Genomic DNA, 15,172 nt, shown 5'->3' with positions numbered 1-15,172 from the left:
GCAGACCATTTTGCTGCCCTGCCTTTTGAGGGGTCTACGGTATCAAGCAGTCGCTAAAAGTAAACTCAGCCGCTGCTTCCGCCGGATTTCAGGAAAACGGCGTTTCGAGCCGAAACTCAGGGTGCCGTTCCAGCCACGATGCGATTCGATCCTCTCGGCCAAGTGCCAGCGGAATGAAGTCCAGAGCCTGCTGAAGCCGGTCGTCCGGTTCCGCGCAACTGAATCTCAAAAATCCGGCACCGGCGCGGCCGAAGCATTCTCCGCCCAGGCACGCGATTCCGAACTGATCGTCGGCGGCTTCCAGCAGAAACATCGCCAGCCCATGACTGGTGATTTCCAGCCGATTGCAGATTTCCATGACATTGGGAAATACGTAAAACGTGGCGGCGGGGTCGAGCGTCCGGAATCCGTCAATTCGGTTCAGCCCCTCCGTCAGCATTACGACCTTGCGTCGAAATTTCTGCATCGCCGCATCACGTTCCGCCCCGTCGTGTTCCAGAGCCGCTTTCCCGGCAAGCTGCACAAGCGGCGGAGTACACGAAAGCGAGGAATTGATCATCCGGCCAATCACGTCGATGACTCGCGGCGACGAAACGCAGAAGCCCAGTCGCCAGCCGCTCATGCTGTACGATTTGCTGAATGTGTAGGCCGCCACGCACTGGTCGAGCATTCCGGGAATCGCGGCCAGCGAATGATGCCGGCCCTGCCAGACCATGTGGCAATACGGTTCGTCGCTGAACACGGCCACGTCGCGGCCCCGAATCACGTCCGCGATGTCGTGCAGGTCCTGTTCGGTTGTCACACCGCCCGTCGGATTGTGCGGCGAATTCAGAAAGATGGCCTTCGGCGAAGGATCGCTGTTCAGAAAGTCCTCAATATCGGCCGCCTGGGGACGAAATTCTGTTTGCTGCCGAAGCGGCTTGAGCACCGTTCGAGCCGACCGGCGATCGATGTTCGGCTGGTACGTGGGAAAGTGCGGACTGAAAACCAGAACTCCGTCACCCGGATTCAGAAATGCTTCACAGAAGAATTGTTCGAAAATCTTCGCACCGGGCCCGACGGCAACGTTGGCGGCGGTTGCGGGAATCTGAAATTCGCGCTGAACGAACGCCGCGGCGGCTTCACGAAATTCCGGCAGCCCCGGCGACGCGCAGTAGTGCGACACGTGATCGTGAATCGCCTGCACTCCGGTGGCGCGGGCATGGTCGGGAGTCGGAAACGGGCTGTCGCCGATTTCCAGTTCGACAACATCCTTGCCGGCGGCCTTCAATTGCTTCGCCACGGCCAGCACGGAGAATGCCGATTCAACCGTCAGGGACTTTGCGAAATCGCTCAAGATTGCAGTCATCCGGAATCTTCCCCGCAGCGTTCAGACGAAGGCGACGCATTGCAGTCAACAGTGCGATGGGCGTCAATCGTCTGGAGTGTTCCGGAATTCGCGCGTATGATACACGGTTGTCAGCGCGGGATGAGACATCGCGTCGCTCGACCGTAGCCGACAGCAGTTCTGTCTGCAGTGAAAATCGCCTGGAGGCGTTTCACAATGGAAATCCGATGAGCATTGCTTCCACTGACACTGAGATTGAATATCCCGACAGCGACGGACAACCGATTGCGGAAAACACACTGCAGTTCGAGTGGATTACACGTCTGCACGGGAATCTGGAAGTGATCTTCGGCAACGATCCCGACGTATTCGTCGCCGCCGATCTGCTGTGGTATCCGGTCGAGGGCAACAACCAGCTTCGGATCGCTCCGGACGCGATGGTGGTTTTCGGACGGCCAAAGGGACACCGCGGTTCTTACCTGCAGTGGCGAGAAGACGGCATTGCTCCGCAGGTCGTGTTTGAAGTTCTGTCTCCCGGGAATCGTTTAAGCGAAATGATCCGCAAGTTCCAGCACTATGAAGAGCTTGGGGTTGAGGAATACTACGTGATTGATCCGGACCGGCTGAAACTGGAAGGCTGGATCCGCAGTGACGACGAACTCCGGGCGATCGACGAAATGAACGGCTGGACCAGTCCTCGACTTTCCATCCGCTTCGAACGCCGCAGCGACGACATTGTCATTTACCGGCCCGATGGATCACGCTTCCTGACCTTTTCGGAACTCAATGCGGCCACACAGCGAGAACGCGAAGTCGCCCGGCTGGAAGCAGAACGCGCCGATGCTGAGTCCGTGCGCGCTGATGCCGAAGCGGAACGCGCCGATGCTGAGTCCGTACGCGCCGATGCCGAAGCGGCTCGTGCTGAGCGACTGGCGGCACGGCTCCGCGAACTCGGTGAGAATCCCGATTAACCACCCGACACTGCCGGGGAGAAACACGCATGCCTCTTGCCGAAGAAATTGCCAGGCTCGATCATCTGCGCGAGACCGGCGCGTTGTCAGAACAGGAATTTCAGGAAGCGAAAGCTCGCGTTCTGCACGGCGACGTTTCGCCGGGCCACAGCGGCCTGATCAACGGCATGGCACCGAATACCTGGTGCATGCTGATGCACCTGTCCCAACTGCTGAACTTCGTGGCTCCCAGCGCCGGCCTGGTTGCTCCCATCGTGATGTGGGCAGTCAGCAAGGATAAGCTGCCGGAAGCGGACCGCCACGGCAAGGTGATCTTCAACTGGATGATCAGCAGTCTGATCTACGCACTGGTCAGCGGCCTGTTGTTATTTGTGCTGATTGGCTTTCCCATGCTGCTGGCTGTCGCCGCGCTGGCGATCATTTTCCCGATCATCGGGGCAATCAAGGCCAACGAAGGAATTGTCTGGCACTATCCGCTGACGATTCGATTCATGGACCCGGACAGCCAATTTCGCACCAGCCTGTGATACGCAACCCGGCAGCCTTTTGTCTGACGCGTGCGTGCGGACAGACGGCGCGTCACGCGGCGGAAGGTTCGTCAGTCCGAACCGAGTTGCAGCAGTTCCCTGGGCAGGTTGAAGTGAACATGCTCATCGCGCAGGGTTTCTTCGGACAGCGTTGCGGCAAAGTTCGTTTTCAGGAATTCAATGCATTCCTGAACGACAACTTCCGGTGCGCTGGCGCCGGCGGTGATGACGACGGTTTCCACTTCTTCAAACCAGTCGTGATGCAGTTCGGAGGCTCCGTCGATCAGGTATGACGGAACACCCTGGCTGGCTCCGATTTCCATCAGGCGACGGCTGTTGCTGCTGTTCTGGCTGCCCAGCACGATCAGCACATCGGCGCGGCCGACCAGAGTCCGGACGGCGTCCTGCCGGTTCGTCGTGGCGTAGCAGATGTCTTCCTTTTTCGGCGATTCAATGTGCGGGTAGCGAGCCTTCAGGGCCGCGATGACTTCGCCGGCTTCTGAGACACTAAGCGTCGTCTGTGTCAGGTAGGCCAGCCGGTCGGTGTCCGAAAACGGCAGCGCTGCGACATCGGCAGCCGTTTCCACCAGCGTGATACTTTCCGGAGCTTCCCCCATCGTGCCGATCACTTCGTCGTGTCCTTCATGGCCGATCAGGATGATGTTGTAGCCGCCGCGCGCGTATCGGATGGCTTCCAGATGAACCTTCGTCACCAGCGGGCATGTCGCGTCAACTGTCTGCAGCCGTCGCTCCTTCGCGATGCGCCGAATCTCCGGCGATACTCCGTGAGCGCTGAACAGCAGAATGGACCCGTGCGGTACTTCTTCCAGAGAATCCACAAACGTCACACCCTGCCTGGTAAACCGGTCCACGACGTACTTGTTGTGGACGATTTCGTGATAGACAAAGATGCCGGAACCGACGCGGCGGATCGCTTCATCCAGACATTCGATGGCCATATTGACGCCGGCACAAAAGCCGCGAGGACTGGCAAGCAGAATCTTCATGAGATGATGTCGCTGGAATCCTTCAGTATCGCGAGGTTCTTCCGCGCGGAACGTGCAACCGTCGCGAAAGGAACGCGCGGCACGGATCGACGGTGTCTGCCGGTAGTTCGCTAATCCGGAATGGCAGAGATTTCCGACGTCTCCGCGTCTTCCGGCTCCAGTTCCTCCAACCGCTGTACGATCAGTCGGTTTAACTCGGCCAGGCCTTTTCCCGTCACGGACGAAATCAGCAGCACTTCGCGACCGGACGTTTCGCGCAGAAGTTCGGCGCAGGTCTCTGCGTCGGGCAGTTCGGCTTTGGTGACGCACAGAATCTCCGGCCGATGTGCCAGTGACGGGTTGTACTTTTCCAGTTCTTCGCGAATTTGAGCGTAGTTGTCCAGCGGATCGGACTGGTCCATCGGAGCCGGTTCGACCATGTGGACCAGCAGCCGAGTGCGTTCGACGTGCTTCAGAAACTCGTGCCCCAGGCCGGCTCCCGCGTGAGCACCCTCAATCAGTCCCGGAATGTCGGCGAGCACATACTGCTGATCCATGTTGACCTGAACGACACCCAGATTCGGGTACTTCGTGGTAAACGGATAGTCGGCGATTTCCGGCGTCGCCCGCGAAACGCGGGACAGCAGCGTCGACTTGCCGGCGTTGGGTTTTCCAACCAGCCCGACGTCAGCGATCAGCTTCAGTTCCAGCACGATTTCGCGGTATTCACCGGTGTGACCGGGTTCGCATTCCCGCGGAGCCTGATTTGTGGCGGTGGCGAATCGCTTGTTTCCTAGACCGCCCTTGCCGCCTTTGGCAATCCTGACCTGCTGTCCGTGATGCTGCAGATCCTTTAGCACGTGACCGTGCTGAGCGTCGATCACAAGTGTGCCCGGCGGTACCAGGATGACCGTGTCCCGGCCGTTACGACCGGTCATCAGGCTGCCCATCCCGTGCTGGCCGCGTTCGGCGTTCCAGTGCCGGTGACCGGTCAGGTTGGTCAGCGACCCGAGATTTCGGTTGGCTTCGATAATCACGTCGCCGCCGTCGCCGCCGTCACCGCCGTCGGGACCGCCGCGAGGGACATATTTTTCGCGCCGAAAGCTGCAACAGCCATTTCCGCCGTCGCCGGCTCGACAATACAAGATCACACGATCGACAAACATGATTTCAGGCACTCAGCATGAGCTGAACAGGAAACGTCCTCCGGAGCGCCGCAACAACTGTTCGCGTTCTGAAGTTGCCGAATTGTAGCGGCTGCACCAGGCGGTGAGCAGCAATGTCTGAGTCGAATCAGCGAGTCCCACAGTACGGACGCAATCGACAGCCGGCGAGTTCACGCGATCCGGGATCCACTCCGTCGCCGTTTGACCCGGCCCGCAGCGGCCACAACAATCTCGACGCGCCGAAACGTTTGGATGCATGCTCCCGTCAGAATTCCCGCCTGCGAACTGCTGCCGATGTCCGATTTTCAGACCGTTGCCAAGACCGGAGACATCCCGGAAGGCCAGGGACGCTGCTTCAATGTCAGCGGAACGATGGTCGGCGTCTTTCTGCATCAGGGCAGATATCTTGCGATTAACGACTTCTGCCCGCACATGGGAGCGTCGCTGTCTGACGGCCACGTCACCGAAACGGGAGCCGTAATGTGTCCCTGGCACGCATGGTGCTTCAGTCTGCAGGACGGTACCTGGCTGGACAATTCGCGCAGCGGCATCAAGACGGAAACCTACGAAGTGCGAGTTCAGGACGGCGAAATTCAGGTCAGAGTACCGGATCCCGGTCAGCCGCGAATTCCGCCAACCAGCGTGGCAACATGACGCCGAATCGCCTGAACTTAACGCCGCCCGACTGGCCGATCACCGACGACGCGATCCGCGAAGTCTTCGATGCCATGCTGCGCGACGGAAGCTGGGGACGTTACCACGGCCCTCACTGCGATGCGCTGCGAACGGCGCTGGCGGATTATCACCGGGCCGAATTCGTCACTCTGTGCAGCAGCGGGACGTCCGCCATTGAACTTGCTCTGCGAGCCGTCGGCGTCTCGCCTGGTGACGAAGTGATTCTTGCGGCCTACGACTACAAGGCGAATTTCGCGAATGTTCTGATCACAGGAGCCGTGCCGGTACTGATCGACACGCTGCCCGGACTGCCGGTGATGGATCCGGATGAATTGCCGGCCGCGATTTCCGAACGAACGAAAGCCATCGTGTGCAGCCATCTGCACGGCAGCCTGGCCCGTCTTTCGGATGTCATGAACGTCGCATCCGAACACGGCATCCCGGTCATCGAAGATGCCTGTCAGGCGGCGGGAGCAACCCTGGACGGCCACCGCGCGGGGTCGGTCGGCGACATCGGCGTGCTGAGTTTCGGTGGCAGCAAACTTCTGACGTCCGGTCGCGGCGGAGCGATCGTGACCGGCAACGCAACGTACGCTCAGCGAATTCGGCTTTACACTCAGCGCGGCAACGACGCCTATCCGTTGTCCGAAATGCAGGCCGCCGTCCTGCTTCCTCAACTGCGGCAGCTCGACGAACGCAATGCCACGCGACTTCGTCATGTGCGCCGGCTGCTTTCGTTATTGGACGACGTGAATGAGCCTGCAGCTTTTTGCCGCGCGGCAATCGACCCTGATCCCGCGACCACGTCGAACATGCCGGCGTTCTACAAGCTCGCACTTCTGCACAATCACCCGGAGATCGATCGCGACGACATTTCGCGCCGATGCCGATCGCAGGGAATCGCCATCGACGCGGGATTCCCGGCACTGAATCTGACACACAGCAAAAGCCGATTCCGAGCCGTCGGCGACCTGAAGAATGCCGCCGCGCTGCATTCCGGCCTGCTGACACTGCACCACCCGGTCCTGCTGCAGGACGACGCTCCGGAACAGATCGTTTCCGCGCTGAAGATGGCCTACGCGGTTTCCTGACGACCACCGCGCACCGGTCACCGAATCGCACCGGTGACACGCCGGTTGCAGAAAGGCGGACCGATTCCCGGCGCGACCCTGAACGCACCCCTCCGTCGGCTGGAAGAATCGGAATAACCGAACCGGCGGTGCCTGGCGGCGGTGTCGGGCTGTTCCTGCGGGTACGGCCGGATTATTCCGTTGAATTCACACGGCCGGCGCCGGGACTGCCGGTGAGTCGGAGAATTCTGGTCATTCCCGGGAAAGCTCACCTGCGTGTTCTATCGTTGCGTGCATGTTTTCTCACACAGTGATTTCGGGAGTCGGAACATGGCCGATCAGAAACTGGTAACTGCTCAGCTGCTTGAGGAAGCAGAATACGAGGTTCGGCGTGAATACAACTCGATGAAGAACACTCAGCCGCCCCGGACGTCCGCCGAAAAGGTCAACTTCCTTGCGGCCATGACGCTGGGGCCGGCCGCGCTGGTGCTGGCGGTTGGCATGTGCTGGCAGACCGCCGACAACTACATCGCCGAAAAGAAGGCACAGATCAATGCCTACTCGGAAAACGTGCGAAGCCAGCAGGAACAGGCCATTGCCGACGCTCAGGCAGCCGTCGCGGAAGCTCAGTTGCGCAATCAGATGCTGGTCGACAAAATTCGCCAGTCGCACCAGGGCCTTCACGGCTCACGCTAACCCGGAGTAACGTAGCAGTTGCTCCGAAAATTCATCCCCTGCGGGGAGGAGTAACCAGAATTCGCAGGATTTGCCTGCGTGCTTTCCGGAAGGGGGCCATTCCTGTCTTAGGATTCTCCTGCGGAGCCGCACCGGAACGACTCGACCGAACTGCCTGATGTCGCAGAGGTCGGGCTTCCGTTACGCCGCGCTGAGTCCTCAACTTCGGGGCGACGCGCAGATCTCTCGCGGAGTCTGAAAGATGGCCGAACAGGAGCTGATGAGCGCTCGGTGGTATGAAGAAGCGATGAAGCAGCGCGAAAGCGAAACTCGCAGGAAACCGCCGATGACCTTCGGAGAAAAGCTGAACCTGGTAGTCGCGCTGACACTGCTGCCCGTGGCCTCCATGCTGGCCTATCAGTGGTACCAGGTGAACTCGGAATGGGTTCTGCGCGCAGCCTCGCAGCAGGATCGTCAAACCGCGCAGGAAAATGCTGCGGTGACGACGCTGCCTTCTGCAACCGACGCCGCTTCCGCCGAAACCACCGCTGCGGACATCGCGCCACCAAACACCGTCGACGCTCCTTAATCGTTTGGTCCGAGCCGGCGCCGTTCTATTCGTCCAGTTGCCGGTACAGCGGCAGGTGTCGATAGTAGACTTCCAGCGTCAGAATGCTGAGCGTCGTCTGATACAACTGTCCCGCCGAACCACCGTGAGGATCCGTGACGGGCCAGCTTCCGGCCGCCGGACCGTCCTGAATCTGAGTCTCCACAAGCTGGTCTCGCATGCGGTTGTTCCACTTCGTCCAGACGTCGCCGCCCCAGTGATGCACGACCTGAGTCGCGTAGTAGTTGTAGTAGATGTCGTTGCTGCTGGGCCCGATGGCCGACAGGTACTCAACACCTTCCTTCAGTGCTTCGGTGTCCTGACGCCAGCCCATGTACATTCGGCACAACAGTCCGACGGCGGTCATCGTCGGGATGCTGCCGTGATCACGCTCCGGCATGTAGGTGTAACGAGCTCCGCCGTGAGTCTGCACGGACACCAGAAAGTTGCGGGCGTCGCGAAGCACGCTGTTATCGACCCGCAGGCCTCCTGACTTCGCGCTGCGAAGAGCCATCACCTGCCAGCCGACGACGCTGGTGTCTCCCTTTTGTCGAGGCTGATAGCGCCAGCCGCCGCCGCGCGGATCCTGCGCGCGTTCGATGAAGGCAACCGCCATGCCCGCCATCTTTGTGATGTCGGTATCGTCAGGTTCCAGAGCATGCGCTTCCGTCAGACAGATCGTCGCCAGGCCCTGCACATACATGCCGGAATTCCCCTGAGCATTCCCGCGCATGTCGGCCAGTCCCTGCGACACGACGGCGTTGCGGCCAAGGTACTTCAGACCGTTCAGCACGACGTCTTTGTACGGCCCGTCAGTTGCGTGAGAATGTCCGGCTCCCAGAAAACACAGCAGCGCCATTGACGTGGCGCCCATTTGAGTTGTGTTCAAACTTCCCGGCTGAGCTTCTGCGCCGACATCGTCGTAACTCCACGAACCGTCCTGACGCTGAATTCCCGCCAGCCACTTCAGTCCCAGGTTCACGGCGCGTTCACTTTCGACGGTACCTCCGAAGCGCTTCACCGCCGCCTTTCTGCCAAGCCCCGTCCGGCCTCCAAAGTCGCCTTCCTTGAACAGCCGCTGGATGTCGGCATCGACCGGCTCAAGATCCAGCGCCAGGTCCTGTTCCTGAATTTCCTTCAGGACATCCGTGTTGCGACCGTCTTCGATTGCTGACACCAACTGCTGCAACTGGCTTTCAACTTCCAGATCCTTCAGCGAATCCGGCTGGACGACATCCTGCACGTCAACGACTTCCGGCGGGTCTTCCTCGACAACTCGCGTTGAAAGAATGCCCCAGCCGTCCAGAGCTTCCGGCGGCAGCATCCAGAATGCCAGGATCAGCGCCACAAACAGGTGAGCCACAAAGCTGACGCTGGTCGTCAGCACTTCCTCACGGTGATCGGCCGCGTAGCCGGGAACTGTCTGAGTCAGAAACGCTCGAAGCGTTCCGGCCTTCCGGGCCAGCCACTGAATCCACGCAGGAGCCTGACCGCGGCGGCGGTGTCGTGCCCGAGGCCGCCGGCGAACCTTGTGCAGCACCGAAGCACTGTCCGACCCTGCAACACTGGCGGCCGCTCCCGGCAACTTGCCGAAATCGGTGGCGGAGTGCGAGGTTGTGCGATTTCCCGGCATGGACACCACTTCCCGGCCGACCGATTTCCAATTCGCGAAGTTCCTGTTCCCCGACATTCCGGTCCGCGTCGCGCCCGTTCCGCCGGTGTGAGACTTGAATTCTGAGCCTCAAACGCAGAGCGAAGACTCGCTTTCGAACGTAAACGAATTCCGCTCCGAACGATCCGTGTGCGAGTCGCTGATTCCTCGAACGACCACCGTTGCGGCCCGCCAGCGCCGTCATCGTGGTCGACAACCACCGCAGCCAGTCACCAGCATACGCGGGAAAACTGCGTCCGCCAAACCATTCCATGACCGCAACAGGGAAACCACCCGGTGCACTTCCAAAGTGCGGCCGAATTCCGGCGCCGCACGGTTTTGAACGGGACAATTGTGGTTCGCGGAGTCTTCCGCCGTTCGCGGCGCGGTCCATTGACTTTCGGCACGCACCGATCTGATTGACGCGGCCGGTGTCGGTTCAAACCAGAGTGTCCGCGAACTTCCGGCCGCTGGTCGACAACGGCAGACTTGCCAGCTTCGACGCGGGAAACCAGCGGTATCCGGAAGTCCGCAACACGCGGCCCTGTGCGTCATCCGTCACCAGGCACAGCAGCCGAATCCGGTACCGCGTCACGGTATGCATAATCTGCACGACAGGCACAACGCCGGAAATTCGCAGCCCCGTGCGAGTTTCGAATTCCGCTGCGACGCTGCTCGAAAGCGGGTGCTGCGTCGCTTGTAGTTCGCGAAACAGAACAGCCTGCCGCTGCTGCCGAGTGCTGCGGGCGAGTCGGCACGTCCAGATTGCGAACGTCGTCGTCCGCAACTTCGAAACGCACGAAATCCCACAACCCGGCCCAGCGTTCGTCCGACGTCCGCTGACGCAGCAGGTATCGCCCGCCGCGGCGTACGGCGATTGACACTTCGGTGACGTCGGTGACGCCGGGCTTCTTTCCGGCCAGCGGGATCGATTCCTGCATGCCGCGCGAAAAGGCCGCACAGCAGGACTTCAGCGGACACGCCGAACATTCCGGGGCTGTCGGCCGGCACACCGTCGATCCGAGATCCATGACGGCCTGATTGAAATCGGCCGGTCGTCCGGGGGCGACGATCCAGTCGGCGAAACTCCACAGCGTTTTCTGACCAGCCGTGCCGCGGGGATCCTGTGTCATTGCGATCAAACGCGAATACAGCCGCAGAGTGTTGGCTTCGACAATCCCGGCCGGCTGACCGAACGCAAAGGACGCGATCGCTCCCGCCGTGTAGCGTCCAATGCCGGGAAGTTGAACGAGTTCCGCCGCAGAATCAGGAAACGTTCCGGCGAACCGATCCACGATTTCGATCGCGGCTTTGTGCAGATTGCGAGCCCGGCTGTAGTAGCCGAGTCCTTCCCACAATCGCAGCACCTCCGACTGATCCGCGGCTGCCAGCGCGTTGACGTCGGGAAAGCGCTGCGTGAAACGTTCGAAGTACGGAATCACCGCCGCGATCGTGGTCTGCTGCAGCATGATTTCGCTGACCCAGATGCGATACGGATCCGCCGACTCGCGCCACGGCAGCCGGCGGCCATTTCCGTCGTACCATTTCAGGACTGCCGAACGAAGACGTCGCCGCCAGTTGGTGTCACGTTCGTCGGGAAATGCGGTCATGGAAGCGGCGATCGGTCGTTCGCGGCGAGCGCTGTAACATGAAGCAACTTTGGACTGCGGTGACTCGTCGCCGCTTTCCTTTTCGCCTTGTCAGCGATTTTCGTTGAATCGAGCGACAACGCGGAATCCGACAAATTCTCGAAATCCAGGGCGACGCTGAACCATCGCACTCCAATCATCGCGTCTGGCCGACCATCAGCAGCCGACCGCTTTTCCGCTCGCGATGCTTTCCGCTTCGGCGTAGCACATCTTTAGCGCGTCCAGTGCCAGCGACGACGAAAGCGGCCCCGCGTCCTGGTTTCCCTGCAGCGCCGAAGCTGCGGTTTCCAGTTCCCGCGTGAACGCTGAACACCACTTGTCTCCGCCGGCCAATTCCGGAACCGTCACCGAACCGTCATTGCGAATCACCGTCAACGGGCGGTTGACCACCCACTCGCCTCCGTAGGTTCCGGCGTCGTACAGCACAGTGGCGTCGTCGAAGTAAAGTTCGAAGCCGTGGCCGAACTGAAATCCCTTCGCCGCGATGCCGCCGCTGACGCACGTCACCGCCGGACCGCCATCCGGGTAGATATAAGAGGTATGCACGTGGTTGACCAAACCGTCCTGCAGCAGGCCGGTGGAAAACACGGCGTCGGGCCGGCCGCAGGCGTGAGCGATGAAGTGGTTGTCGTGAATGTGCAGATCGATGCCCCAACCGCCGAGTTTCCGGAAATCCGACATGCCGCTGGACCATTCCGGCGGACAGATGACTCGCTTGAAGTGACCGGCTTTCAGTAAACCGAATTCTCCCGACCGGACCGCCTCCGTGACGAACCGAAACTCGGGGAAAAACGGCAGCACGTGAGCCACCAGCAACGGGACTCCGGCGGTTTCGGCGGCGGCCACCATCTGAGTGGCTTCGTCCAGATCAACGGCGATCGGCTTTTCCACCAGCGTTGGTTTGCCGGCCTTCAGAGCTTCGAGCACCACGTCGCTGTGCTTGTCCGTGGGCACGCAGACGTCAACCAGATCGATGTCCGGATCGGCCAGCAGGTCGTGATAGTCGGCGTAGCACTTCAGCCCGGAGACGTCGACGGAACCCGCGGGCGGCCCGAAGTTGCCCTGGATTCCATTCCAGTCGCCCGACCGTTTTTTTGCGTCGCGAGTCGCGATGGCGGTGACGCGGGCACCCTGCAGATCACGGGCTCCCTCGAAGTGCGTGTAGCCCATGAAGCCGATTCCAATGATTCCGATTCTGGTCACGAACTGATCCTCCACAGTGTCCGCCGTCGCCCGCGGAACCGATGTTTTCCCCGAAAAAACCAAGGGAAGCAGACCAAATCGCAAGTCCGGATTCAACCGAAGCCAGTGAGTGCCAGATTGGCAGGCGGCTCCGATTTCGGCGTTGCTCAAAAACTAAGCAGTTCGGCAGATTAAGATTTTGCGCAGAATTTAAGCAGCCTGTGAATTGTGCAGATTGGGGTTGGCAGTCTTTTTGCGGGCTGCTATCGTTCTGATGTCGCAGTCAATGTGATGTCGGCAGAATCGGCCGAAGCGGGATTGGTGGCGGCAAATTCTTTATCCTGTCGATGTCGTGTTGACAGGCCCGGTCGGAGCAGGGAAGTCCGAATCACGGAAGGACAGGGAGAAATCACATGCTGGTTTTGTCACGCAAGTCGGGCGAACGAATCCTGATCGGAGACGATGTCGCCATCACGGTCGTTCGCATTGGTCCGAATTCGGTTCGAATCGGAATTGAAGCTCCCAAGGCGATGAACATTGTTCGCGAAGAACTGTGCGACTTCGGAACTCGACAGTCCGAACTGACGCATGACAGAAACGAAGCGCTGCCGCTTTAAGCGGACGCCGCGAAACAATCCTCAGCCGGACTGAGCCAAAACTCAGTCCGGCTTTTTTTGTGCGCGTCCGCAACCGCGTTTAACGCTTGAACCGTGGCCGATGGCCAGGCAGTACAGGTTGCCCGCAACCTGGCTTTCTGCCGCGGGCCAAGCGATTCAAATGCGTCACAGCGTTGCCCGTCAGATCTTCGTCGTTTGACGTTTCTGTTTCGTTCCCGCAAGATTCCGCGCCGCTTGTCAGGTCACGATTTACCGGTGCAGGATCTCAGTCGAAATGTCAGAAACGAAGCCGGACCGCTTTGAAAAGGCGCGTCTGGAAAAGCTCGAAAAGATCGAAAGTCTCGGCCACGATCCGTGGGGACAGCGATTCGACGGACGCATGGCGATTCAAGCGGCCCGCCAATTGGTGCCGGCGGACTCCGGCGTGTCAGGGCCTGACCTGCGAGTCGCCGGACGAATCATGCTGCGGCGAAAAGCCGGCAAGCTGCGGTTCTACGACATCAAAGACCAGACCGGCCGCATTCAACTGCTGTTTTCCCGCGGCGACCTGACGGAAGAACAGTGGGAACTGATGGGAACCCTGGATCTGGGCGACCTGATCGGCATCGACGGCAAAGCCTGGCGGACCGATTCCGGAGAAGAATCGGTGAAGGTCGAGCGGCTCACCATTCTGTGCAAGTCGCTGGCTCAGCCGCCCGAAAAATTCCACGCCGTCAAGGACATCGAAACACTGCTTCGGCAGCGGTATCTGGATCTGATCTACAACGACGGTGTGCTGGACCGCATGTTGCGGCGGTCACGGATCCTGGATTCTGTCCGTCGGACGCTGCGTGAACAAAGCTACCACGAAGTCGAAACGCCGGTCCTGCACGCGGTCGCCGGCGGAGCCGCCGCGCGTCCGTTCGTGACGCATCACAATACACTCGATATGGAGCTCTATCTGCGAATCGCACTTGAGCTGCATCTGAAGCGGCTGATGGTGGGCGGTATCGAGCGGGTGTTTGAAATCGGACGTGTCTTCCGGAACGAAGGAGTCGACGCGACTCATAATCCGGAATTCACGATGATTGAGATCTATCAGGCGTACGGCAACTACGAAACGATGATGGAACTGACGGAACAGATCGTCGTCAACGCCGCAAGGTCCGTCAGTGATTCGCTGGTGCTGCCGTGGGGCGAAGATACCATCGATCTGACGCCTCCCTGGCCGCGCAGAACTTACAGCGATCTGTTTCGGGAACACGCCGGCTGCGACATGTCGGACGCCGCTTCCGTCGCCGCAGTCGCCGCGAAGCACGGAATCGAAACCGCCGGAGTTCATCCGGATGTCGTCGTCAACGAAGTCTTCGAAGCCACCGTTGAAGATCATCTGCAGGGGCCGGTCTTCGTAATCGACTATCCCGCGTCAATCTGTCCTCTGACGAAACGCAAGCGCGACAATCCGGAGATCGCCGAACGTTTCGAGTTGTTCATCCAGGGCATGGAGCTGGCGAACGCGTACACGGAACTCAACGATCCCCGGCTGCAGGAGCAGTTGTTTCGAACTCAACTGCAGGGCCTGTCCGAAGAAGACTCCATGGCCAAAATGGACCACGACTTCGTCAAAGCACTGAAAGTCGGAATGCCTCCGGCCGGAGGACTCGGGATCGGCATCGATCGGCTGGTGATGCTGCTGACCAACAGCCGCAGCATCCGCGATGTAATCTTCTTCCCGCTGCTGCGGCATGAAGGCGGATCCGACGACTGAATCCGCTCGTTCCACGAGTTTGCAAGCTCCGGTTGGGGAATGTCGGTTCCCGATGCTCAGGTTCGCCGTTCAACATTCGACCGCCGTCCGCTCACCGACTCCCTGCCGTCCATTCTGGCGGGCCAACCTGCATTCGAATGCATCACGGCCCGCGGCGAAGCAAAGCATCGAGGATATCGGTTCCCAGGCCGGAACCTGAGAACCAGTGCTGCACCCCTGCACGCACGTCCCGTCGCCTGACCTCCCATTGCCCGAATCGGCAGGATCTGCCAGAATCCGCGCCGCTTCATCCTCCGGGAGCCCGGTGGAGCCGCGTTGCAGC

At 60.2% G+C, this 15,172-nt stretch carries 15 protein-coding genes; 8 read left to right on the top strand and 7 right to left on the bottom strand.

All coding sequences use genetic code 11. The features are described 5' to 3' along the window. Positions 1-88 precede the first annotated feature (88 nt). A complete protein-coding gene (locus R3C19_10230; protein ID MEZ6060729.1) occupies positions 89-1,348 on the bottom strand; it encodes an aminotransferase class I/II-fold pyridoxal phosphate-dependent enzyme in 1,260 nt (419 codons plus the stop codon). A gap of 206 nt (positions 1,349-1,554) precedes the next feature. Between R3C19_10230 and R3C19_10225 the strand changes: the two genes are divergently transcribed. Further along, on the top strand, positions 1,555-2,298 hold the full coding sequence (locus tag R3C19_10225; protein MEZ6060728.1) for a Uma2 family endonuclease: 744 nt from the start codon (positions 1,555-1,557) through the stop codon (positions 2,296-2,298). A gap of 29 nt (positions 2,299-2,327) precedes the next feature. Further along, on the top strand, positions 2,328-2,825 hold the full coding sequence (locus R3C19_10220; protein ID MEZ6060727.1) for a DUF4870 domain-containing protein: 498 nt from the start codon (positions 2,328-2,330) through the stop codon (positions 2,823-2,825). Between the two features lie 71 nt (positions 2,826-2,896). Here R3C19_10220 and ispH read toward each other — a convergent pair whose 3' ends face one another. Together ispH and obgE are read right to left on the bottom strand one after the other, a co-directional pair. Next, positions 2,897-3,832 carry a 4-hydroxy-3-methylbut-2-enyl diphosphate reductase gene (ispH, locus tag R3C19_10215; GenBank protein MEZ6060726.1) on the bottom strand — a complete coding sequence of 312 codons (936 nt, stop codon included), beginning with the start codon at positions 3,830-3,832 and terminating at the stop codon, positions 2,897-2,899. A 110-nt stretch (positions 3,833-3,942) separates the two neighbouring features. Then, positions 3,943-4,977 carry a GTPase ObgE gene (gene obgE, locus R3C19_10210; protein ID MEZ6060725.1) on the bottom strand — a complete coding sequence of 345 codons (1,035 nt, stop codon included), beginning with the start codon at positions 4,975-4,977 and terminating at the stop codon, positions 3,943-3,945. A gap of 252 nt (positions 4,978-5,229) precedes the next feature. Between obgE and R3C19_10205 the strand changes: the two genes are divergently transcribed. From R3C19_10205 to R3C19_10190, 4 genes are all read left to right on the top strand, one after another. Beyond that, the gene (locus tag R3C19_10205) at positions 5,230-5,631 is read left to right on the top strand and encodes a Rieske (2Fe-2S) protein (GenBank protein MEZ6060724.1); all 402 of its coding nucleotides are present in this window, start codon (positions 5,230-5,232) and stop codon (positions 5,629-5,631) included. Continuing rightward, positions 5,628-6,743, top strand: coding sequence for an aminotransferase class V-fold PLP-dependent enzyme (locus R3C19_10200; GenBank protein ID MEZ6060723.1), 1,116 nt, complete (start codon positions 5,628-5,630; stop codon positions 6,741-6,743). Before R3C19_10205 ends, R3C19_10200 begins: the two co-directional genes overlap by 4 nt. Before the next feature lie 309 nt (positions 6,744-7,052). Then, positions 7,053-7,418 (top strand): hypothetical protein, encoded by a 366-nt coding sequence (locus tag R3C19_10195; protein ID MEZ6060722.1) that lies wholly within the window; start codon positions 7,053-7,055, stop codon positions 7,416-7,418. A 241-nt stretch (positions 7,419-7,659) separates the two neighbouring features. Then, positions 7,660-7,986 (top strand): hypothetical protein, encoded by a 327-nt coding sequence (locus tag R3C19_10190; protein ID MEZ6060721.1) that lies wholly within the window; start codon positions 7,660-7,662, stop codon positions 7,984-7,986. A gap of 25 nt (positions 7,987-8,011) precedes the next feature. Here R3C19_10190 and R3C19_10185 read toward each other — a convergent pair whose 3' ends face one another. From R3C19_10185 to R3C19_10170, 4 genes are all read right to left on the bottom strand, one after another. Next, positions 8,012-9,637: a prenyltransferase/squalene oxidase repeat-containing protein gene (locus R3C19_10185; protein ID MEZ6060720.1), complete on the bottom strand. Its 1,626-nt coding sequence runs from the start codon at positions 9,635-9,637 to the stop codon at positions 8,012-8,014. A gap of 457 nt (positions 9,638-10,094) precedes the next feature. Beyond that, positions 10,095-10,217 carry a hypothetical protein gene (locus R3C19_10180; GenBank protein ID MEZ6060719.1) on the bottom strand — a complete coding sequence of 41 codons (123 nt, stop codon included), beginning with the start codon at positions 10,215-10,217 and terminating at the stop codon, positions 10,095-10,097. After that, complete coding sequence (gene mutY, locus R3C19_10175; GenBank protein MEZ6060718.1) at positions 10,207-11,265, bottom strand: A/G-specific adenine glycosylase; 1,059 nt, start codon at positions 11,263-11,265, stop codon at positions 10,207-10,209. The genes R3C19_10180 and mutY overlap by 11 nt, the downstream gene beginning before the upstream one ends. Positions 11,266-11,460: 195 nt before the next feature. Then, entirely contained in the window at positions 11,461-12,507 is a 1,047-nt protein-coding gene (locus R3C19_10170; protein MEZ6060717.1) for a Gfo/Idh/MocA family oxidoreductase, read from the bottom strand. Between the two features lie 392 nt (positions 12,508-12,899). On the opposite strand from R3C19_10170, the gene R3C19_10165 reads away from it, so the two are divergent. Then, on the top strand, positions 12,900-13,103 hold the full coding sequence (locus R3C19_10165) for a carbon storage regulator (protein ID MEZ6060716.1): 204 nt from the start codon (positions 12,900-12,902) through the stop codon (positions 13,101-13,103). Between the two features lie 274 nt (positions 13,104-13,377). Beyond that, positions 13,378-14,850 carry a lysine--tRNA ligase gene (gene lysS, locus R3C19_10160; protein ID MEZ6060715.1) on the top strand — a complete coding sequence of 491 codons (1,473 nt, stop codon included), beginning with the start codon at positions 13,378-13,380 and terminating at the stop codon, positions 14,848-14,850. The last annotated feature ends 322 nt before the right edge of the window (positions 14,851-15,172 follow it).

The organism is Planctomycetaceae bacterium (assembly GCA_041398785.1).
Taxonomy (GTDB): Bacteria; Planctomycetota; Planctomycetia; order Planctomycetales; family Planctomycetaceae; genus JAWKUA01.
Note: the sequence above shows the minus strand (reverse complement) of the source record. Positions and strands in the feature narration are given on the sequence as shown.